The organism is Bacillus sp. AFS059628, from assembly GCF_002571225.1.
Taxonomy (GTDB): domain Bacteria; phylum Bacillota; class Bacilli; order Bacillales; family Bacillaceae_G; genus Bacillus_A.
Map to the genome: position 1 here is coordinate 57,366 of NZ_NVEC01000028.1, position 21,521 is coordinate 78,886.

At 36.0% G+C, this 21,521-nt stretch carries 23 protein-coding genes; 14 read left to right on the forward strand and 9 right to left on the reverse strand.

Annotated elements, in window-relative coordinates:
* Window positions 1–119: 119 nt before the first annotated feature.
* Window positions 120–1,025, reverse strand: a complete 906-nt coding sequence (locus tag COL05_RS10845) for a TIGR01777 family oxidoreductase (RefSeq protein ID WP_098668612.1) — start codon at window positions 1,023–1,025, stop codon at window positions 120–122.
* A gap of 81 nt (window positions 1,026–1,106) precedes the next feature.
* Here COL05_RS10845 and recX point away from each other — a divergent pair, with 81 nt between their 5' ends.
* Window positions 1,107–1,919, forward strand: coding sequence for a recombination regulator RecX (gene recX, locus COL05_RS10850; RefSeq protein WP_098668613.1), 813 nt, complete (start codon window positions 1,107–1,109; stop codon window positions 1,917–1,919).
* Window positions 1,920–1,929: 10 nt separating this feature from the next.
* Window positions 1,930–2,247: a YfhH family protein gene (locus COL05_RS10855; RefSeq protein ID WP_001057032.1), complete on the forward strand. Its 318-nt coding sequence runs from the start codon at window positions 1,930–1,932 to the stop codon at window positions 2,245–2,247.
* Between the two features lie 64 nt (window positions 2,248–2,311).
* On the opposite strand, the gene COL05_RS10860 is transcribed toward COL05_RS10855, so the two are convergent.
* Complete coding sequence (locus tag COL05_RS10860) at window positions 2,312–2,464, reverse strand: YpzG family protein (RefSeq protein ID WP_000122093.1); 153 nt, start codon at window positions 2,462–2,464, stop codon at window positions 2,312–2,314.
* Window positions 2,465–2,501: 37 nt separating this feature from the next.
* Entirely contained in the window at window positions 2,502–2,660 is a 159-nt protein-coding gene (locus tag COL05_RS10865; RefSeq protein WP_000517891.1) for a small, acid-soluble spore protein K, read from the reverse strand.
* Between the two features lie 121 nt (window positions 2,661–2,781).
* Between COL05_RS10865 and COL05_RS10870 the strand changes: the two genes are divergently transcribed.
* Window positions 2,782–3,048: a YfhJ family protein gene (locus COL05_RS10870; RefSeq protein WP_000998164.1), complete on the forward strand. Its 267-nt coding sequence runs from the start codon at window positions 2,782–2,784 to the stop codon at window positions 3,046–3,048.
* A 24-nt stretch (window positions 3,049–3,072) separates the two neighbouring features.
* Here COL05_RS10870 and COL05_RS10875 read toward each other — a convergent pair whose 3' ends face one another.
* A complete protein-coding gene (locus COL05_RS10875; protein ID WP_098668614.1) occupies window positions 3,073–4,053 on the reverse strand; it encodes a metal-dependent hydrolase in 981 nt (326 codons plus the stop codon).
* A gap of 149 nt (window positions 4,054–4,202) precedes the next feature.
* Between COL05_RS10875 and mutY the strand changes: the two genes are divergently transcribed.
* The gene (gene mutY, locus COL05_RS10880) at window positions 4,203–5,300 is read left to right on the forward strand and encodes an A/G-specific adenine glycosylase (RefSeq protein WP_098668615.1); all 1,098 of its coding nucleotides are present in this window, start codon (window positions 4,203–4,205) and stop codon (window positions 5,298–5,300) included.
* Window positions 5,301–5,333: 33 nt separating this feature from the next.
* Here the strand turns inward: mutY and COL05_RS10885 are convergent, their stop codons facing one another.
* Entirely contained in the window at window positions 5,334–5,558 is a 225-nt protein-coding gene (locus tag COL05_RS10885; protein WP_000275446.1) for a hypothetical protein, read from the reverse strand.
* Window positions 5,559–5,681: 123 nt separating this feature from the next.
* Between COL05_RS10885 and COL05_RS10890 the strand changes: the two genes are divergently transcribed.
* From COL05_RS10890 to COL05_RS10905, 4 genes are all read left to right on the forward strand, one after another.
* Window positions 5,682–5,963, forward strand: a complete 282-nt coding sequence (locus tag COL05_RS10890) for a gamma-type small acid-soluble spore protein (RefSeq protein ID WP_088027684.1) — start codon at window positions 5,682–5,684, stop codon at window positions 5,961–5,963.
* Between the two features lie 188 nt (window positions 5,964–6,151).
* Window positions 6,152–6,412 carry a YgaB family protein gene (locus tag COL05_RS10895; protein WP_000997584.1) on the forward strand — a complete coding sequence of 87 codons (261 nt, stop codon included), beginning with the start codon at window positions 6,152–6,154 and terminating at the stop codon, window positions 6,410–6,412.
* A gap of 242 nt (window positions 6,413–6,654) precedes the next feature.
* Complete coding sequence (gene ntdP / locus COL05_RS10900; RefSeq protein WP_000506628.1) at window positions 6,655–7,185, forward strand: nucleoside tri-diphosphate phosphatase; 531 nt, start codon at window positions 6,655–6,657, stop codon at window positions 7,183–7,185.
* Between the two features lie 54 nt (window positions 7,186–7,239).
* Window positions 7,240–9,000 (forward strand): ABC transporter ATP-binding protein, encoded by a 1,761-nt coding sequence (locus COL05_RS10905; protein WP_098668616.1) that lies wholly within the window; start codon window positions 7,240–7,242, stop codon window positions 8,998–9,000.
* Window positions 9,001–9,013: 13 nt separating this feature from the next.
* Here COL05_RS10905 and COL05_RS10910 read toward each other — a convergent pair whose 3' ends face one another.
* The 3 genes from COL05_RS10910 to hemL form a co-directional block, all read right to left on the reverse strand.
* Window positions 9,014–10,102, reverse strand: a complete 1,089-nt coding sequence (locus tag COL05_RS10910) for an aromatic acid exporter family protein (protein ID WP_098253789.1) — start codon at window positions 10,100–10,102, stop codon at window positions 9,014–9,016.
* 260 nt (window positions 10,103–10,362) lie between these two features.
* A complete protein-coding gene (locus COL05_RS10915; RefSeq protein WP_098668617.1) occupies window positions 10,363–14,799 on the reverse strand; it encodes a glutamate synthase-related protein in 4,437 nt (1,478 codons plus the stop codon).
* A gap of 198 nt (window positions 14,800–14,997) precedes the next feature.
* Entirely contained in the window at window positions 14,998–16,302 is a 1,305-nt protein-coding gene (gene hemL / locus COL05_RS10920) for a glutamate-1-semialdehyde-2,1-aminomutase (RefSeq protein ID WP_098668618.1), read from the reverse strand.
* Between the two features lie 121 nt (window positions 16,303–16,423).
* Here hemL and COL05_RS10925 point away from each other — a divergent pair, with 121 nt between their 5' ends.
* From COL05_RS10925 to perR, 6 genes are all read left to right on the forward strand, one after another.
* A complete protein-coding gene (locus COL05_RS10925) occupies window positions 16,424–17,437 on the forward strand; it encodes an ABC transporter ATP-binding protein (protein WP_000843646.1) in 1,014 nt (337 codons plus the stop codon).
* On the forward strand, window positions 17,430–18,221 hold the full coding sequence (locus COL05_RS10930) for an ABC transporter permease (protein WP_000521523.1): 792 nt from the start codon (window positions 17,430–17,432) through the stop codon (window positions 18,219–18,221). Before COL05_RS10925 ends, COL05_RS10930 begins: the two co-directional genes overlap by 8 nt.
* 4 nt (window positions 18,222–18,225) lie before the next feature.
* The gene (locus COL05_RS10935) at window positions 18,226–19,011 is read left to right on the forward strand and encodes an ABC transporter permease (protein WP_098668619.1); all 786 of its coding nucleotides are present in this window, start codon (window positions 18,226–18,228) and stop codon (window positions 19,009–19,011) included.
* A 72-nt stretch (window positions 19,012–19,083) separates the two neighbouring features.
* Window positions 19,084–19,488 carry a potassium channel family protein gene (locus tag COL05_RS10940; protein ID WP_000964347.1) on the forward strand — a complete coding sequence of 135 codons (405 nt, stop codon included), beginning with the start codon at window positions 19,084–19,086 and terminating at the stop codon, window positions 19,486–19,488.
* Window positions 19,489–19,532: 44 nt separating this feature from the next.
* Entirely contained in the window at window positions 19,533–19,988 is a 456-nt protein-coding gene (bcp, locus tag COL05_RS10945; RefSeq protein ID WP_000633720.1) for a thioredoxin-dependent thiol peroxidase, read from the forward strand.
* 299 nt (window positions 19,989–20,287) lie between these two features.
* Window positions 20,288–20,716 carry a peroxide-responsive transcriptional repressor PerR gene (gene perR / locus COL05_RS10950; RefSeq protein WP_000237831.1) on the forward strand — a complete coding sequence of 143 codons (429 nt, stop codon included), beginning with the start codon at window positions 20,288–20,290 and terminating at the stop codon, window positions 20,714–20,716.
* Between the two features lie 168 nt (window positions 20,717–20,884).
* Here perR and COL05_RS10955 read toward each other — a convergent pair whose 3' ends face one another.
* Window positions 20,885–21,241, reverse strand: coding sequence for a YgzB family protein (locus tag COL05_RS10955; RefSeq protein WP_000025063.1), 357 nt, complete (start codon window positions 21,239–21,241; stop codon window positions 20,885–20,887).
* Window positions 21,242–21,521: the final 280 nt, after the last annotated feature.

The window sequence follows — 21,521 nt, forward strand, 5'->3', positions numbered from 1 at the left end:
TTTATAATGTTAATGGAATTTAGGGGAAAGTAACTGAAAGATTATTTGTGTAATAATGCTCCGGATTCTAGAAAATAAAAGTTTTGAAAGGGCCCCTGTAAAACTGTGTTTTAGAAGTACTACATTGTATGCGAAAGTATATTTTGTAATGCATGGTCTACTGCCGGAAATGTGTATTGATACCCATGCTCAATTGCTTTACTAGGTAATACATGTTGTCCTTCTAATACAAGTATGCTCATCTCACCAAGTAAAGCGTGAAGCATAAAGGAAGGGACAGGTAACCAATGAGGTTTTTTCATTATAGCTGCAATGGTTTCTCCAAATTCCTTCATTCTTATAGGTAAGGGAGCTGTGAGATTAAGAGGTCCATCAATTTCTTCTTTTTGTATGATGAAATCAATCAGGCGAACGACATCATCTATATGAATCCATGATAACCATTGGTTTCCAGATCCAATTGTACCGCCGATATAGAATTGATAGGGGAGTAGCATTTTTGGAAGAGCTCCTCCATCTGCACTTAATACGACTCCAAATCTTGCGTATACTGTTCGCATTCCGAGAGAACGAGCTTTAGATGCTTCTTGTTCCCATGAACATACTGTATTTGCTAAAAAGTCATCTCCAGGAGTCTCATGTTGTTCTGTAAAAGATTCTGTTTCAGACGTTCCATAGTATCCAATAGCGCTTGCGTTAATAAATGTGTGCGGTTTTATGTTGAGTGTCTGCAATTGTTTAATGAGTCCTTTTGTCGTTTGAATTCTACTGTTTAAAATGGCTTTCTTTTGTTTCTTTGTCCATCTACTATTAATAGATTCTCCAGCTAGATTAATAACTACATCGATAGAAGAGAGGGGGAAGGTTTGTAAATTTGGTGTCCATTGTACGTATTGAAGGTTAGGGTCGGAAGTTTCAGTAGTTTTGTTTCGAGTGAGAATGTAAACCGTATGTCCTTTTTGAATGAAAAAAGTAGAAAGGTATTTACCGATAAAGCCGGTACCACCAGAAATTGCGATTTTCACAAGTATTTCCTCCTCATTATATATATTCTTAAAAAGCAAAAACGTTCCTCGACTATGTTAAAATAATAGAGAGGTGAGAGTATGGCTGTCATTACAAAAATAGAAGTACAAAAACGATCGAAAGAACGATTTAATATTTATATTGATAAAGGTCAAGGTGAAGAGTACGGGTTTAGTGTGAATGAAGTAATCTTAATAAAACACGGATTACAAAAGGGCTTAGAAATTGATGAAATAGCATTAGGAAATATTTTGTACAATGAAGAGGTACAAAAAGCATATTTACAAGCAATCTCCTATTTATCCTATCAAATGAGAACGAAACAAGAAATAGAAGATTTTTTACGAAAAAAAGAAGTGGGACAGGCCATCATCTCTGAAGTCGTTTCGAAATTATTACATGACCGATATATTAATGATAAAGAGTATGCTATTTTATATACGAGAACGCAAAGCAATGTGAATCGAAAAGGTCCCACTGTTATTAAAAGAGAGTTGTTAAATAAAGGTGTTCAGGATCTAATTATTACACATAGTTTACAAGAATATCCGAAGGAAAAGCAAATTGAGAATGCTTTAATTCTTATAGAAAAGAAGAAAAAATCTTATCAAAAGCATTCCTTTTTACAAATGAAGCTAAAGTTAGACGAAATGCTTGTTCGTAAAGGATATTCTAGAGATGTGATTCAAATTTGTTTGGAAGAATTGAAAGACGAAAAAGATGACGAAAAGCAACAAGAAGCGTTACACTATCATGGGAATAAATATTATGAGAAATATAAGAAGTATGATGGATGGACATTCGAAAATAAGATGAAACAAGCGTTATATCGCAAAGGATTCTCTATCGATGAAATAGAGGTATTTTTGCAAATGAAACGCGAAGAGGGATGAGGAGAATAAGATGAATATGCCAAAGCGCTACAGTGAAATGACACCATATGAGCTAAGGGAAGAAATTGGGCTTTTGAAAGAGCAAGCGATAAAAGCTGAGCAACTTGGAATTGTAAATGAGTTCGATGTATTAATGCGAAAGATAGCAATGGCACGCGCTTATATGACTGACATAAACAAATTCCATATCGGTGAGACGTATGAATTAGTAGAAGAACCTGGTATATTATTTGAAATTACGTATTTCAATGGGGTATTTGCTTGGGGACATAAGCAAAATGATAATGAAGAGATTGGAATACCGATTTCTTTATTACAAGAAAAATAAAAACCAGAGAGCGAATATCTCTCTGGTTTTCATCTTTGGTAGGCGTTACAGGAGATAGGAGATTCTAAAATTGGCGTTTTTTACATTCATTCGCCAATATAATGAGAGACTGGGTTTGTTGCGTCTGTCCGTTAACTTGCGCTTTTGCATGTTTCGGACGAGTCCACGTATGGTTGAATAATTCAGAACGACTATCTAAGCGATCACGGTAGCTCATCTTTATCACCTCGTGTAGGAAGTTGATTTACTTTGTACTATTCTTCCTGCTGATTTGCAGCACGCATACGTTCTTGTGGGTGCGTGTTAATTGTGCCGTTAGGTCGTTTCGAAGCGAAGCGTGATTTCGCTTTCGGTTGACCGTCGATTTTGCTGTTGTTTTTTGACTCAGACCAAAATTCGGCTTGTTTACCCATTGCGAACGCCCTCCTCATCATCAGTTGATACCTCTTGAAGAAGTATCAATTATAGAATGTGCAAAATAGAAGAAACTATCCTTTAGAAATGAAGGGATAATTAGGTAAAGGAGATTAGAATATGAATGATATTTATGAAGCGTTAACGAAAGAACTGTTGGAAAAAAATGATAAACTTTCTTATGCACAAGCTCGTGCGTGGGTTGAATTATTGTGGGAAGATTTTCAAACGACTTATGCAAAGTCAGGTCGTTACCAAGGAGAGCAAATGACTGAACAAGTGGTGCGATCATGGATTAATAATCATGGAGTACGCCTTCATGAAATGCGTACAAATAATCCGAAATATAGTCATTTAATCAATCAAGAAGATCATTTAAAACATTAAAAAAAGCGACTTAAGTCGCTTTTTTTAATGTGGAAGTAACTCCAGTTTTTTTCGAAGTTTTTCTTCACTAAAAATCCATCCTGTATAGGAACTAATAATATTTAAATTATGATCGAGTTGAACGATCGCAACGAATGGATAATAATCTTTACTACGATAGCGCAAATCAATGAATCGAACCTCGTAATAATGATCATAATCGAAAATGTCCCAGCGATACACAGGGGAGAAAGATAAAAATGCTGAGATGTTTTCATCTTGTTTAGCAGCGCGCATAATAGTATTGTCTGGGAACGGTACCCGGTCGAATTTATCATATACCATGATGTTACCGCGATGCCATCTAGCAACGTAGTAATAATTGGTTGTAACGATTGCTAAATGATAATGATAAAATCGATAAGAAGGAGAAATAATTATCTTCTCAACATTTTTGAAACGTTTTTGTACAACGCTTCTTATATTTCTATGCATCATAATCCGTCCGATATAGTAAACAACCATCAATATATACGCTGCTAAGGCAGTATATCCTTTATGGGAACCTACGAGCATACAAGCAATTGCGAGTATATGGATGAAGAAAATGACAGTATCGAATGTATTAATGATACCGAGTGCTACCCATTTTTTTGTGAAGGGCCGTAATGCTTGTGTACCGTAGGCATTGAAAATATCTACAAAGACATGAAGAAAGACGGCAATAAATGACCAAAGTAGTAGATGCAAATATGGAGCGTCTGAAAAGAAGGCGAAAGAGATGCCACTTATAAGGAATGACCAAAGAATCACTGCAGGAATGGAATGAGTAATACCGCGATGATTTCTAATATATTTAGCGTTATTACGCAATTTTAAAACTGTATCGATATCAGGAATATTGGAACCAGCAATTGTAGCGAGCATAACTGCTTGTGGCCCAATATCACTTTGTGCTATGGCTGGATCTAACATGGCCAAACTGCCTAGAGTAACGCCCATAACAAGGTGAGTGGCTGTGTCCATAGAAATCCACCTCCGTTTTTTATTAATGTAACTCTTTTTATTCGATACCTCAAGTCCTTTGCCTTCTATTTCCTATGTCATCTTACTTAAATTTTTTCCTAAATTCTTTATAATAGTACTTATATGCAAAAAAATGAGGGGGATCAAGTTTGACACTTGAAATATTAAATAATTTTAACATAGAGCAGTTTCAAAATGATTTAATTGGTTGGTTTGAAAAAGAGCAACGCGACTTACCGTGGCGTAAAAATAAAGATCCATACCGTGTTTGGGTTTCAGAAATTATGTTGCAGCAAACTAGAGTGGAAGCTGTAAAACCATATTACGCGAATTTTATGGGGAAGTTTCCTACTCTAGAAGCTTTGGCAAATGCTGATGATGAAGAAGTGTTAAAAGCATGGGAAGGTTTAGGTTATTATTCTAGAGCACGAAACTTACATGCGGCCGTAAAGGAAGTAAAAGAAGTATACGGCGGAATTGTACCGAATGATGTAAAGAAAATTGAAAAGTTAAAGGGAGTCGGACCATATACAAAAGGTGCTATTTTAAGTATCGCATATGGTATACCAGAGCCGGCAGTTGACGGAAATGTTATGCGTGTATTATCCCGTATTTTATCAGTATGGGATGACATTGCAAAACCGAAAACTAGAAAAGTGTTTGAAGAGATTGTGCGTGAAATTATTTCGGCTAAAAATCCATCTTATTTTAATCAAGGTTTAATGGAGTTAGGCGCACTAATTTGTATTCCAAAAAATCCAGCATGCTTACTTTGTCCTGTACGTGAGCATTGCAGGGGATATGCTGAAGGTGTTCAAAAGGAATTACCAGTCAAAAGTAAAGCAAAGGCTCCTACGATGGTACCGCTTGTTGCAGGAGTGCTTCAAACGGAAGATGGTCGTTACGTCATTAATAAACGTCCAAGTACCGGTTTATTAGCTAATATGTGGGAGTTTCCGAATGTTGAACTTGGCGAAGGGATTCGTAATCAGAAGGAACAGCTTATAGATTATATGAACGAAAAATTTGAGCTTTCAATTTCTATTGAAGAATACGCAATGAATGTACAACATACGTTTACCCATCGCACTTGGGATATATTTGTATTTTACGGAAAAGTAACTGGTGATATTGTTGAAACAGATACATTGAAATTTGTATCGAAAGAAGCTTTTGAACAGTTGCCTTTCTCGAAATCACATCGTACGATTTATGAAAGTTGTGTTGAAAAAATTACAATGCAATAAATAAAAAGTGTTCCCTAGATTGGGAACACTTTTTTAATCGTAAGAAATTTTTGTCCCATGAGTCCAACTAGCCTCACCTTCTTGTAAGCCGCCTCTTGTTTCAATTTCTTTTACAATTTCTTTATAGATACTTTGACCTTCTGCATTTAAATACGGAAGAATCTGTTGTAATGAATGATGAAAATAAGCCAATTCATCTTCTTTCCACTCATTTTTTGAAACCATCGTTAGTTCAGTCATATCGCGTCCTATATACATATTTCCACCTCCATTTCCTATAGTTTGAATGAGTGATAAGAGATATATACGGAGATTAAAAAAGAAAATCACGGATAGCTTCTAAGTAAATTGGTTACATTATTGGTTGTGGAGGTGAGAAAGATGAATAAAAAACAACAAGGTTATAACAAGGCAACTTCTGGTGCTAGCATTCAAAGTACAAATGCTAGTTATGGTACAGAGTTTTCAACTGAAACAGATGTGCAAGCAGTAAAACAAGCAAATGCACAATCAGAAGCAAAGAAAGCACAAGCTTCTGGTGCACAAAGTGCAAACGCTAGTTATGGTACTGAATTTGCAACTGAAACAGATGTGCATGCTGTGAAAAAACAAAATGCACAATCAGCTGCAAAACAATCACAATCTTCTAGTTCAAATCAGTAATGAAAGAAAAACACTTCTCTAATTCGGGAGAAGTGTTTTCTTTGTGCTTTGGTCATGGTAATGAAAATAAAGCGAACGACATAACTTCTAATAAGTCAACAAATGTAGTCAAAGGAGAAGGAAGTTAAAGATTAGAAATATGTAATGAGGAATAATAACTGATCAATAAATCTAAAAGGGGGTAAGTAATGAACGACTTTGATAAGTTGGTGGGAGAGCAATTAGAAACGATGGATGAGTTGTTGAAGTTACAAGCTCATCTAGAGAAGTATCAGCAAATTGAAATGAGCGAAAAGGATACGTGCGATAAAAAGGAATTACATTTTATACGCCAAGAAATATATAGAACAGAAGTAGCACTCAAGTTATTACATGAGAAGTTTGAAGAGCAAACAAATAGTGTAATTCAATCTTTTGAAACTGAAAAAATGATTTCAAATTTAGGATAAGGCATGCCGTTGTCTTCAAGTGAAAGGTCCTTCTTTACATGGAAATAAGGAAGGGCTTTTTTTATTCTCATTTCCTTGTTTGTAAATAAAACACTCGCCTCCTAAGAAGATTAAAGATATCGTATTCAGTGTGAGAAATGGAGTCTTGTCGCTTTAGTTTTAAAATTTCGACAAAAAAGTTATAATAGAAAAAAAGTGAATGCAGTTCAAAGGGCATTTGCAGTTGAAAGAAGGGAGCATATATGGGATTTCCCAAAGAAGGAGAAAAAGTACAAATACATAGTTATAAACATAATGGCTCCATTCATAGAATGTGGGAAGAGACAACAATCTTAAAAGGGACACAAAGCCTTGTAATCGGAGCGAATGATCGTACAGTAGTGACAGAATCAGATGGTCGCACATGGATTACGCGTGAACCAGCAATTTGTTATTTTCATGCAAACTATTGGTTTAATGTGATTGGAATGTTAAGGGAAGAGGGAGTATATTATTATTGTAATTTAAGCTCACCTTTTGCATATGATTCTGAAGCGTTAAAGTATATTGATTATGATTTAGATATTAAAGTGTATCCAGATATGACATATACGCTTTTAGATGAAGATGAGTATGAAAAACATAGTCAAATTATGCAATATCCACCTGTGATTGATACGATTTTAAAACGAAATGTAGCACAATTAACACAATGGATTCATCAAAGAAAAGGGCCATTCGCGCCAGACTTTGTAGATATGTGGTATGAGAGATATTTAATGTACAGAAATTAAAACAAACCTGCAGGGGATTTCCCGGCAGGTTTGTCCTATTAGAGGGGGGATTAGGTGCAAGGTATAAAAAGATATTTGCAATTTGTTAAACCATATCGATGGCTTATTGCTATTACGATTATGATTGGTCTAGTTAAATTCGGCATCCCGCTTATTATGCCGTGGTTATTAAAGTATATTATTGATGATGTAATTCAGGGCGGGGGTTCACTTCAAGATAAAACGTCCCAACTAGTAACTGCAATTGGGATTGCTTTTTTTATTTTTGCAGTATTAAGACCGCCAATTGAATATTATCGTCAATATTTTGCGCAGCGTATCGCAAATACAATACTATATGATTTGCGAAAACATATTTTTGGTCATTTGCAAAAGTTGAGTTTACGTTATTATTCGAATACAAAAACAGGCGAGATTATTTCACGTGTCATACATGATGTAGAACAAACGAAGGACTTTGTAATTACTGGTTTGATGAATGTTTGGTTAGATACAGCAACGATTGCTATTGCTATTATTGTTATGTTTTCTATGAATGTAAAATTGACATTTGTTGCGCTATTAATTTTACCTATTTATGTAGTAGCAGTGAAATATTTTTTCGGGCGTCTTCGAAAATTGACGAAAGAGCGTTCACAAGCGTTAGCAACGATGCAAGGGTATTTACATGAGCGTATTCAAGGGATGCAAGTGACACGTAGCTTTGCATTAGAAGAGTATGAGGGGAAGCAGTTTGAAAAAAGAAATAATGAATTTTTGACGAAAGCGTTAACGCATACGAGTTGGACTGCGAGAACATTTTCGGCGGTAAATACGTTAACAGATTTAGGACCATTACTTGTAATCGGTTTTGCAGCATATGAAGTGATTCAGGGGCAATTAACATTAGGGACTATGGTTGCTTTTGTTGGATATATGGATAGTTTATATAGTCCACTTCGCCGCCTTGTTAATTCCTCTACAACATTAACGCAGTCTTTCGCATCGATGGATCGAGTGTTTGAACTGTTAGATGAAAAATATGATATTGTTAATGTCCCAAGTGCTGTACAAACGGAGAAATTAAATGGTGAAGTGATATTTGATAATGTATCTTTTCGTTACAATTCGGATGAAAAAGAGATATTACATAACCTTTCATTAACTATGTCGCCTGGAGAGAAGGTCGCGCTTGTAGGAGCGAGTGGGGGAGGGAAGTCATCTCTTGCTAGTTTAATCCCTCGTTTCTATGATGTTTCTTCAGGTGCAGTTTATGTAGATGGGATAGATGTCAGAAAGTATGATATGAGAAATTTACGTAGTCATATTGGAATTGTACTGCAAGATAATTTGTTATTTAGCGATACAATCGGGGCAAATATTTTATACGGAAATCCGAAGGCTACAGAGGAAGAAGTAATTGCAGCTGCCAAAGCTGCGCAAATTCATGATTTTATTATAGAGTTACCTGATGGTTATGATACTGTCGTTGGGGAACGCGGTGTAAAGTTATCTGGTGGACAAAGGCAACGTGTAGCGATTGCACGAGTGTTTCTAAAGAATCCCTCGTTACTTATATTAGATGAGGCGACTTCCGCTTTAGATTTAGAAAATGAACGATATATTCAAGAGGCACTTCAGACGTTAGCTGCTGATCGGACGACGATTATAATCGCACATCGATTAGCGACAATTACACATGTGGATACGATTATTTATATTGAAGGTGGTGAAATTAAAGAAACAGGTTCTCATGAAGAATTAATGAAAAAAAGAGGGTTTTATTACAATTTATATCAACTTCAACATATAACAGAAACAGCTCCTTTAGCGTAAAAGGAGCTGTTTTTTATTCGTCTTCTTTTTTATCATCGATTTTAAGTTCTGCTTCTGGTTTATGGTATGTGTAGAAGCTATCCACAAGTAAATCTAAATGCTCTACTTCTTCACTATAGTTAATAATGGCAGAAATAAGAGGGAAGAGATGTAGCCATGTTTTATATGCTTCTTCATCGTCCTTATTTTGATATTCCATAAAGATATCTATTAATTCTTGTTTACCTGTTTCAACTTCATCCAGCATTTCAACGGACTGTTGTTTTTTTGCTTTACCAATAAATTTTAATAAAACTTGTTCATGATAATGTGTTAATGAATCAAGTTCATTCTGGATAGATTCCTGAAATTCTTCTGGCATATAGCGCAGTTCGTTTTCAGTACGATGCAATGATTTTAACGTACTTAAAGCACGGCTTGTCGTCGCTAACATTTGTCTGAATAAAACGAGCTTACGAATTTTTGCGAACTGTACTTTTTTCGTATAGCTTCTTTCTTCTTTATACAGCAAATAGTAATGGTTTAATTTGATCATTTTTTCTTTCATACGATCAATATCAGTTTTTAGCGTTGTAAAATCAGAAGCTTGCCTGCTATTCATTCGAATCCATTTTACAATTTCTTCTGTATTATCAACGATGCGATGATAGAGTTTTGTTTCGTATTTTGGTGGCATAAACACTAAATTTACAAGTGAAGCGGCAATAATACCAACCATAATCGTTGCAAATCGAAGTAAGGCAAAACTAAAGAAATCTTCACCTTGATACTCCATAATAGCGATAACTGTTACTAAAGCAATTGATATTGTGTTTTCTAATCGTAATTGCAGTGTAAGTGCAATTACTAATATACATGTTAATCCAATAATAAAAGGATTATGTCCAAAAGCAGTAGCGAATGCGATAGCGAATACCGCACCAATGACGTTTGCTTGAATTTGTTCAAGTGCAGTTAAATACGAACGGTATACAGACGGTTGCACAGCGAATATAGCTGAGATTCCCGCAAATACCGGACTCGGTAAGTTAAGTAAAATACAAGCAAATAAAGCTAATGTGATGGCAACACCCGTTTTTAAAATGCGAGCACCAAGTTTCATACCCTTAATAAGATCCTTTCTCTTGTCATAATGAATGTACAACATGATACTATACATTCATTACAATATGTTAGCAAGTGATATTTTAGTGACGTTAATAAGAAATTAAGATTCATTTTATACTTTTTCCTAATTCTTTTTAAACATCAATTTTTAGTAAAAAAACCTGCTGAATTTCAGCAGGTTTCAAATTGTTACTATAGATTACTATGAGAAGTGTACTTCGTCAATTTTTTTCTTGGAGATGAAAATTAGGCATATCACTCTGTTGAAATAGATGGATCAGCCTGCTCTTTTTTCGGGGTGATTTCAAAAAACTGTTGCTGCATATCATCGAGTAACGGTGTTAATAAAGCGACTTCCTCGTATTGCTCATGCCCATTTAATACACGAATATAATCTAGCAATAATGCAGTCACATCTTGCACACCATTTTTACTAATTGGCTGTAATGTAACATTTGCCCCTTTTGCGATTCTTCTTCTTAAGGCCTGTTCTGTTAAACCTAAGCTTGAATCATGACGTAAATAAACAACACCGCCAGTCATACCAGCGCAAATCCATGGACCAGGATCTCCTAAAACAAGCGCTCGCCCATTTGTCATATATTCAAAAGCGAAACCTTTAATATTAGAGTATGCTCCTATATTTCCTTGCTCTTTTTCACGGAGTGGCTTCGTCATGCGCCCTCCAATTATCATGTCTGCTCCAGAGAGGCGAATGCCAGCGCGAGCATCGGCGTTACCTTGAACGTATAGCGCTCCTTTTTGTGCACCGTATCCAAAACCTTTTCCGACAGAACCGTTATAATATATGCCGTCTTTTCCTTTTGCTTTCGTTATATAAATACCACCACCAAAGGAGGTTTTACCAATGCCATCTTGTGCACCGCCATTTACGTGTATAAATAAGTTCTCACTATTGTAAGCACCTAATCCATTTCCAGGAATAGAGCCATTCGTATACTTTAATGTAAGTGGTTCAAGCTTCGTGTCTTCATATAATTTACTACGAACGCGATAGCAAGATTCTAGACCGCCCATAACGCGTTGTTCTACGCCAACTCCTACTAATTCTTTCGAATGAGGGGAATGAACTGTTTCAAATTGTTTTTCTGGTACGTCTTCTGTTTTTGTGATAGATGGATGTTCCATTGTTTGTAGTAAATTACATAAGTCTAATAAATTTTCGCCTCGAACTTGTTCTAATAAATCGGAACGCCCAACAATTTCTTGTAAATTTGTATAACCAAGATTTCCTGTTAATCGTTTTAGTTCTACGCCAAAAGTAGTGAATAAATGTAACAATCCAGCGACGGCGCTTTCTAATTCACGTGGGACGAAGCGGCGTAATCCGTGTTCTTTTGCCTGAGCTTCAGATTCAATTTGTGTTGCAATTCCAACGTGACAAGTATCTAGATGACATCCACGGCAAGTTGTACAACCAATTGCAATCATGGATAATGTACCAAATCCAATGCGGTTTGCCCCAAGAAGCATGATTTTTAAGGCATCATTCACACTTCGAATACCACCGTCAGCCCAAATTTCTACTTTATGTCTCATATTTGCTTCTAATAAAGCATTGTGAGCGGCTTTCACACCAATTTCTACAGGAAGCCCTACATGTTGCAATGCGTGAATACGTGCGGCACCTGTACCACCATCAAATCCGCTAATGTTAATAAAATCAGCACCAGCTTTTGCGATACCGACAGCAATTGTTCCAATGTTAGGGACGACAGGAACTTTTACAGCTACTTTCGCAAGTTGATTGGCCGTTTTAATTTCTGTAATCATTTGAGCTAAATCTTCAATGGAATAAATATCATGGTTGTTAGAAGGTGAAATTAAATCTGAGCCAATTGTAGCGTTACGTGCTTCAGCGATTTTGGCTGTTACTTTTGAACCTGGTAAATGCCCACCTTCACCAGGCTTTGCACCTTGCCCGATTTTTATTTCAATTAGGTTTGATGAATTTAGTAGTTCGGCGTTTACACCAAATCGTCCAGATGCAACTTGTTGTCCACGTGTATGTGGATATTTTCCAATCATGTCTTTAATTTCGCCGCCTTCACCGTTCAAGCTAATCATATTTAGCTGATCGGCCGCTTCTGCATATGCACGAAAGGCAATTTCATTTTGAGAACCGAATGACATGGAGCAAATAATAAATGGTAAATCATGATTTTGAATACTGATGGACACTTCTTCAGCCGGAACGACATGTTTTGTTTCTTTCGTTTGAATAAGATGTCTAATCGCGATTGGATTGTTTTCTTCTAATTCACTTAATTTTTCACGGTAATCATCATAAGAGTTTCCTTTTGCGACATCACCGATTGCTTTCCAAATTCGCGGGAATATATGAAAAGATTTTCGCATTCTAATTTTAGGATTGTTATAATCATCTGCTCGCATTTGTGCATCTTCAGCAAGTGACTCAAGCGAGAAAGCTAAATTATTTGAACCGAAGAAATTCGTAATTTGTAATATGTTTGCGATTTCTTCATGTAATCCGATAGAAGAATAGAGGCGACCGTAACCGCGTAATTCATGAATTCCGATTGTTGAAATGACTTTCTCTAGCCCTTTATTAAGTGCATGATATAAATTCGTAATAGGTGTTTTCGTCCCATCATTTACGGTTGCAAATAATAAATATGGATTAATACTATCTGCTCCTAATCCATACAGTGTGACAATATCGTGTAAGGAGCGAAGGGCACCAGAACGTATAACGAGAGAGCAGTTTCGGCGTAATTTATTTTCGCTTAATATTTGATGTACTTTAGCGGTAACTAAATGCGGATCAATCCATAATCGTCCATTTAGGTGAGCATCAGCATCGTCTATTAATAATAGGGAAGCTCCATCGTTCACAGCTGTTATCGCTTCAGAACTAATTCGATTTAAGGCGCATTGTAAAGTTTCTGCCTGACTGAATGTAGCAGAGATTGTAGCGATAGAGCTATGAGTATTGAATAGCTCTATAAGTTGTTCGTACGTAATTGTGTGTAATTCTTCTGCAATAGATTGTGCTACGCTTCCTTCTAAAATGATTGGGGAAAGCATCTCAACTACAAATGGCTGTTTAGCACCAGCCAATAAACTTGGACGTTCGCCAAGTATCGTTCGTGTGGAGAAGTGTTCAACTTCTCGGTCACGATCGATTGCTGGATTTGTAACAACAGCTACACTCTCCTTAATGAAGTCAGCGATATTTCGTCTATCAGTATCGAGTGCAGCGAGTGGTGAGTCATGCCCAAGTGAGCGAATTGGCTCAACGCCTTTTGTTGCCATCTGTTCAAGAAGCTGAATATGTTCACGATCCCATCCGAAAGCAACGTATTGCTTCGTTTCAACTTGCACAGAATCACATAATCCTTGGATTTCTTTCGTCTCAGGGGTAGATAAGTTTAAATGATAATCTTTAGTATTAACTCGCTTTTTAAAACGGTCGTATACTTGAGCTTGGTATTTGTCATATTCATAAAGAACAAGCTCATCTTGTTCATTCCACTTTAGACCGACTTTTTCTCCAGGAGCGAGTGGTTTCGGTTCAGCTACATATTCAGTTGGAGATACAACTCCAGGTTCAGAAGAGAAAATATAAGAACTCTCTGTCTCTACTTTCCAAACTGGTCGTAGTCCAAGGGAATCGACGCTGAAAACAGCTTCATCTTTATAGCGTGAAATAATACCAGCTGGACCTTGTGCAAAATGGCCCCATGCTTCACGTATATACGTATATAAATCTTGTAAATGTGGTTCATAAAGTTTAATTTCATTAATAATTGGTGGGAATAGTATATCCATTGCTTCAAATAAACTGTAGTCGTATTGAACAAGTAGAGTTTCTAAGGTGCGGTTTAAATCTTGGGAGTCGCTACCCCCAGCAGTAAGTGGAACATGAATCATGTCAGCTTGATCGCGTAACTTGGCAATTGTGTTAATTTCACCATTATGTCCGAGAATGCTAAATGGTTGTACACGAAAAAAATTAGATAATGTATTTGTAGAATAGCGATTATGTCCCAGTGTCATAGTTGAAGAGATCAGCGGATGTTGTAAATCATTGTAATAGGCCGCAAGCGTATCACCAGCACCGAGAACTTTATATACAACATGATCACGACTTAAGGAAGCAACATGAATCGCTTCGTTTTCCTCTATTTTTATCGTTACTGAAAATAATGTTTGCTCAATATTTTTAACTTCATTTTCAGCGATAAGGGCAACTTGCCAAAATAAAGGTTCTTCTTGTTTACCAAGTGGACCGAGTGCATCGGAGTTTATTACATCGTCACTTTCAAAAAGAATTGCAAAGTTTTCGTTGCTTAGTTGGGTACGAATATGATTTTTTAAATTAACTACATTTGCGTTTTTGCTTAGAAAAAAATGTCCAACGATAAAGTGGGGATGATCCACGATCGTTGGATTATATCCGCTACTTTTTAGTTTTTCACTCCAAAGTGCTTTTGGTACATCAATGTGAATACCGATTCCATCGCCTTCACCATTAATGAAACCAGCTCTATGATTCATTTTAACGAGCGATTGTATGCAAAGATCAATGTTTTCTTTTGTAGGAATTTTTCGTTTCTCCATAACGGAAACGATTCCACACGCATCATGTTCTGCATTTTTATAACCTCGAAATAAAGACGGTGTCCATGTATTTGTTTTATTGAGCATCCGTCAATCCCCCCTCTTATTGAAGTTTGAATAATCTTACTATTTAAGGCGTGAGCAGCCTTTTATGCAAAGATAGTAAGGATATAAAAGAAAATTAAACAGATAATTATGAATAATTATACTATTAATAAGGGATTTATGAAATAGAAAAAAGGAAAAAAGAAAGGTGTGCTTTCTTTTTTCCTTTTAATGACGAGATTATTTATTGTCTGCTAAAGCGGCAAATGCTCTGCCTACAGCTTCAATTGTATATTCAATATCTTCTTTTGTATGTTCTGTCGTTAAGAACCATGCCTCGTATTTAGAAGGCGCTAAGTTAACTCCTTCTTGAAGCATAAGCTTGAAGAATTTACCGAACATTTCACCGTCTGTATCTTGTGCTGCATCGTAATCTTCAATTGTATTTGTTGTGAAGTATACAGTTAAAGCACCTTTTAGACGGTTTAATGTAATATCGATATTATGTTTGGCAGCTTGCTCTAAAATTCCTTTTTCAAGCATTGCACCAAGTTCATCTAATTTCTCATAAATCCCTTCTTGTTGAAGAACTTCTAGACAAGCAATACCAGATGCCATAGAAGCAGGGTTTCCTGCCATTGTACCGGCTTGATATGCAGGTCCGAGTGGGGCAACTTGTTCCATAATTTCTTTCTTACCACCGTAAGCACCGATCGGAAGTCCGCCACCAATAACTTTACCAAGAGCTGTTAAGTCTGGTGTTACGCCAAGTAAGTCTTGAGCACCACCGTACATAAAGCGGAAAGCAGTAATAACTTCATCATAAATTACTAGTGCACCAGCTTCGTGAACTAGTTCATTCACTTTCTCAAGGAAGCCAGGTTTCGGTTCTACAATACCGAAGTTTCCAACAATCGGTTCTACAAGAATAGCTGCTACTTCATGTCCCCATTTATCTAATGCTTCTTTTAACGTTTCTACATTATTAAATGGAACGGTAATAACTTCTTGAGCGATACTTTGTGGTACGCCGGCTGAGTCAGGAGTTCCTAGTGTAGAAGGACCAGATCCAGCTGCTACAAGTACTAAATCAGAATGACCGTGGTAACAACCAGCGAATTTCATAATTTTTGTGCGGCCTGTGTAAGCACGAGCGACACGAATTGTTGTCATTACTGCTTCAGTACCAGAGTTTACGAAACGGACTTTATCTAATGCGGGCATTGCTTCTTTTAACATTTTTGCAAATTTTACTTCTAGTGCTGTTGGTGTTCCGTAAAGTACACCATTTTCAGCAGCTGTTGTAATTGCCTTTGTAATGTGTGGGTGAGCATGTCCAGTAATAATAGGACCGTATGCTGCTAAATAATCGATATATTTATTTCCGTCTACATCCCAAAAATAAGCGCCTTTTCCACGTTCCATAGCAACAGGAGCGCCGCCGCCAACTGCTTTAAAAGAACGAGAAGGGCTATTAACGCCGCCAACGATATGTTCTAAAGCTTCTTTATGTAATGCTTCTGATTTTGTGAATTTCACTACCATTCATCTCCTTACAAAAATCTATGTATTATTCTAACATGTTTTTCGAAAAGACGTATTGTTTGTGATAGAGAAGGCAGTTGGGTAAACTATTCGTTGTGACATTTAGGAAGGGGGTCCGGTTATGAAATCGGTAATTGAGGTACAAGGGTTACGTAAAGAATTTACAGCCTATTCAAGTCGTCCAGGTTTAAAGGGTGCATTTCGCGATTTATTAAATCGTAATTATAAAATAGTACCAGCAGTAAATGATGTATCTTTTACTGTGAAACAAGGTGAAATGGTTGGATATATCGGTGAGAACGGTGCTGGTAAATCAACGACAATTAAAATGCTTACGGGGATTTTGACTCCGACATCAGGAGACATTTTAGTAAATGGGATGAATCCGCATAAGCAGAGAGAAGAATTTGTAAGAACTATTGGTGTTGTTTTCGGTCAACGCTCACAACTTTGGTGGGACATTGCTGTACAAGAATCGTTTCGTTTATTAAAAAAAGTGTACGGTGTATCAGACGCTCAGTATAAAGAACATATGGAGCACGTGATTGAAACGTTAGATATTGGTCCTTTATTAGATAAGCCAGTACGAAAGTTATCTTTAGGTCAAAGAATGCGTTGTGAATTAGCGGCAGCATTAATTCATAATCCGCCGTTATTATTTTTAGATGAACCAACAATTGGGCTAGATGTACTTGTGAAATTGAAAATACGTGAATTTTTAAAAGAAATGAATGAACGTTATAAAACAACAATTTTATTAACAACTCATGATATTACTGATATTGAAGCTTTATGTGAGCGCGTTATCATGCTGGATGAAGGAAATATTATGTATGACGGTTCTTTAAATAATCTTCGTACGCAGTGGGGAGCAGAGAAAGAAATACATTTTCAGTTTGTTGCACCAGTTTCCTATCAGGATTTATCAATGGTTATGCCGGATAGTCATGTCGTTTGGTCGAAAGCGAAAGAGGAAAACGCGTGGATTGCCAAAATCCCGAATGAAGAAGTTATTATTTCAATGCTTATTTCTAAAGTAGTACAAGCCTTTCAAATTAAAGATTTAAAAATCAACGAAGTGTCTACAGAGGAAATTATTCGTAACATTTATGAAGAAGGTATTAAACATGGGTAAGTACATTGAAATGATTCGAATTCGCTTTTTAATGATGCTTGCGTATCGTACAAACTATTATAGCGGGATTTTAATTTATACAATTAATATCGGCGCGTATTATTTTTTATGGCAAGCAATTTATAGCGGAAAAGAGAATATTGAAAGTTTATCTATTTCGCAAATGACTACGTATATCGCAATTGCGTGGATGGCACGTGCCTTTTATTTTAATAATATAGACAGGGAAATTGCGATGGAGATTCAAGAAGGACGTGTAGCGGTAGAACTTATTCGTCCATATAACTATTTAGGAATGAAAGTGATGCAAGGTCTTGGTGAAGGAATATTTCGCTTTGCCTTCTTTTCAATTCCGGGTATGGTTATCGTTACCTTATTATTTTCATTGCAAATTACAACGAATTTTCAAACGTGGTTATATTTCTTCTTGTCTTTAATATTTAGTTTTATTATTAATACACAAATTAATTTAATGACGGGAATGCTTACATTCTTCTTATTTAATAATAGTGGAATTATGTATGCGAAACGTGTTGTTATTGATTTATTTTCAGGTCTATTATTACCAATTAGTTTTTATCCGTTATGGGCCCAAAAGGCAATGGTGTTTTTACCGTTTCAGGCCATTAGTTATATTCCGAGTATGATTTTTTCGGAAGGTATACAAGGAAGTAAATTGTATGAGGCATTATTATTCCAAGTAATTTGGGCAATTGTACTTATTATTCCAATTGTACTCATGTGGAGAACGGCGAGAAAACGTCTAATTGTACAAGGGGGATGATGAGATGATATATATAAAACTATTTTTGCAATATGCAAGCCAATATATAAAAACAAAATTGGAGTATCGGGGCGATTTTATCGTTGGATTACTTTCTGATTTATCACTACAGGCTGTTAATTTAATCTTTATTCTCGTTGTGTTTGGACATACACAAGCATTAAAAGGATGGAGTAGAGAAGAAGTAATCTTTATTTATGGTTTCTTTTTAGTGCCATTTGCCATTTTTTCAGCCTTCTTTAACATATGGGATTTTAATGATCGTTACATTATTAAAGGAGAAATGGATGGTATATTAACAAGACCGATTCATAGTTTATTTCAAATTATATTAGAAAGAATGGAGCTTGAATCTTTAATTGGAGCGATTACAGGGATGATTGTAATGGGCTACGCAGCAGTGGAGTTACAATTATCTTTTTACTGGTACGATTTCTTCTTATTCTTACTAATGGTAGGAGGGGGCGCACTTGTATATGGAGGGATATTTGTTACGCTTGCGAGCCTTGGTTTTTGGTCGGATGCAAAAAGTTCAATTATGCCGCTAATGTATAACATAGGTAACTATGGTCGCTATCCTGTTAATATTTATAACCGGGTGATTCGCTTCATTTTAACGTTTGTCCTACCATTTGCGTTTGTTGGAGTGTATCCAGCAGCATACTTCTTAAGAAAGACAGAGTGGAATAGCTATGCATTTGCAACACCATTTGTTGGTGTTATCTGTTTTACGATTGCAATCACTCTTTGGAATCAAGGGGTAAAAAGGTACCGTGGTGCTGGTAATTAATTATAGGGGCTTGTTTGTTTCTAAGGGATAAATCCAATGGCCGTCTCATACATATAAAATGAGGTGGAGGACATGTTATGGGGATTTATTCTATTAATTGCAGCAATCGCTATTTTGAGAAGTGTCCAATTGTTATGGAGTTCATATTCAGATTCTAGACGTTTCTTTTCGCTGTATAATTTAGCCTCCTTGTTTCTAATTTATACAACGGTATTAATTGCGTTTGGGTTAAGTTATGTTGTATTAGAAGAAATGGGCTTTGCAGTTTTGAAAGAAGATGGAGAAAGCTTGCATGCCCAATCTTTTCAACTTGTAGAAATTTGCTTATATTTTAGCGCAGTTACTTTGTTGTCCGTTGGGTACGGTGATATAGCTCCGATTGGAATAGGGAGATGGATTGCGATTGCAGAAGCGCTAATTGGATATACATTACCGTTTGCTTTTGTAATGAGGTCTGTAATAGACAATGAAAAATAAGATAGCATTTGATATAGTATAAGAAAAGAATAGGAGTGATAACAATGATCACAGTAGGAGAAATGGCTCCAGAATTTACATTAGAGGGAAGTAACGGGGAACAAGTTCGCTTAGCTGATTTTCGTGGTAAAAACGTAGTTCTATATTTTTATCCGAAAGATATGACTCCAGGGTGTACAACTGAAGCATGTGATTTTCGAGATGCATATGGATTATTTCAAGAGAAAGATACAGTTATTCTTGGTGTAAGTCCTGATTCAGCGAACAGACATCTGAAATTTATTGAGAAGCATGAACTTCCATTTGTACTTTTAGTAGATGAAGATCATAAGGTGGCGGAATTGTACGATGTTTGGAAGTTGAAAAAGAACTTTGGAAAAGAGTACATGGGAATCGAGCGTTCTACATTCCTTATTAATAAAGACGGTGAGCTTGTAAAAGAATGGCGCAAAGTGAAAGTGAAGGGACATATTGAAGATGTTCTTTCTTATATAAAGTAAATCCATTGGGGAGATAAAATATACAGAAGTAAGGCGAGTGTCTATACATATTTTATTGACTTACATAAAGTGAAGTGTAGGGCATACCTCCTCAGATGATAGTATTCCAAGTGCGATTATGTCGCACTTTTTTTCTATTGTAAATGTATAAAAAATAGGGAAAGATACATAAGAATAAGGCTATATACAAAAATAAACCACATACTTATAGTAGAAATATTGACGATTTATAAGAAAAGGAGTACACTCTTTATAAGAATTATAAAATAATAATCCGTATAGAATCGGGGTGCATGACGGTGGTCAAAGAAGAATTAAAAGAAGCGCTAGAAATGCTGAAAAATACGGGTGTACGCATTACTCCACAGCGTCATGCTATTTTAGAGTACCTTGTGGAATCTATGACGCACCCAACAGCGGATGACATTTATAAAGCATTAGAAGGTAAGTTTCCAAATATGAGTGTTGCAACTGTTTATAATAACTTACGTGTATTTAAAGAGGTTGGCCTTGTAAAGGAATTAACTTATGGAGACGCTTCAAGTAGATTTGATTATGTTACAAGTCAACATTATCATGTGATTTGCGAAAAATGTGGTAAGATTGTTGATTTTCCTTATGGGGGTTTGGAACAGCTTGAAGAGGAAGCTGCGAAAACGACAGGCTTCGTTATTAATAGTCATCGCTTAGAAATTTATGGCGTTTGTCCAGAGTGTCATAAGGCGTAATATATAATAAAGAAAGAGGNNCCTCTTTCTTTATTATATATGGGAATTTCGTTAGGTTCAGGAGGATTTAATTAAGAGTAAATACAAAGGGTGATTTCTTGGTTAAGAAATCACCTTTTCATGTTTAGTTTTGTAAGATTACATTTTCCTTATTGTAATCATATGTGCCTATGATTTATAGCTCTTTTTATTGTATTTCTCATCAAACTCTTTTCCTTCTAGGTTTCGATCCATTGTTAAAGGTTGGTTGCAATGCATACATGCGTCGACACGACCGAGCATTTTTGTGGGTTTATCGCAGCTTGGACAAATAATTTGTACAGTTTTAGTAGATAACATACCGATCCAAAAGTAAACGACAGTACTAGCGATTACAGCTAAGAAGCCAACCATCATAAATGTTGTCATAATAATAATGTTTTCACGGAAAAAGACTCCTAAGTATGCAATGAAGAGGCCGATAAATACTAAACTTAATGCAAAGGTCCGGATTTTATTAATTTTGTTTGAATACTTAATGCTCATTCTCACCACACTCCTATAACATAATAATAACATAAAATTTAGAATTTTCATTCGGATAGAAACATGATAAAGTGATAAGATATGAAATGTTGATTAGGATAAAGGGTGAAGGGAGACTATACGAATTTTTGAAAAGCATTTTTAAAGTTTTAACGGGATGTGAAATTTTTTTGTAAAAAGTATTGACCCTGTATGTACTGCATGATATATTAATAACCGTCGCTGATGCAGAAACGTAGAAGACGACAAAAAAGAAATTGAAAAACTTAGTTGACATTGA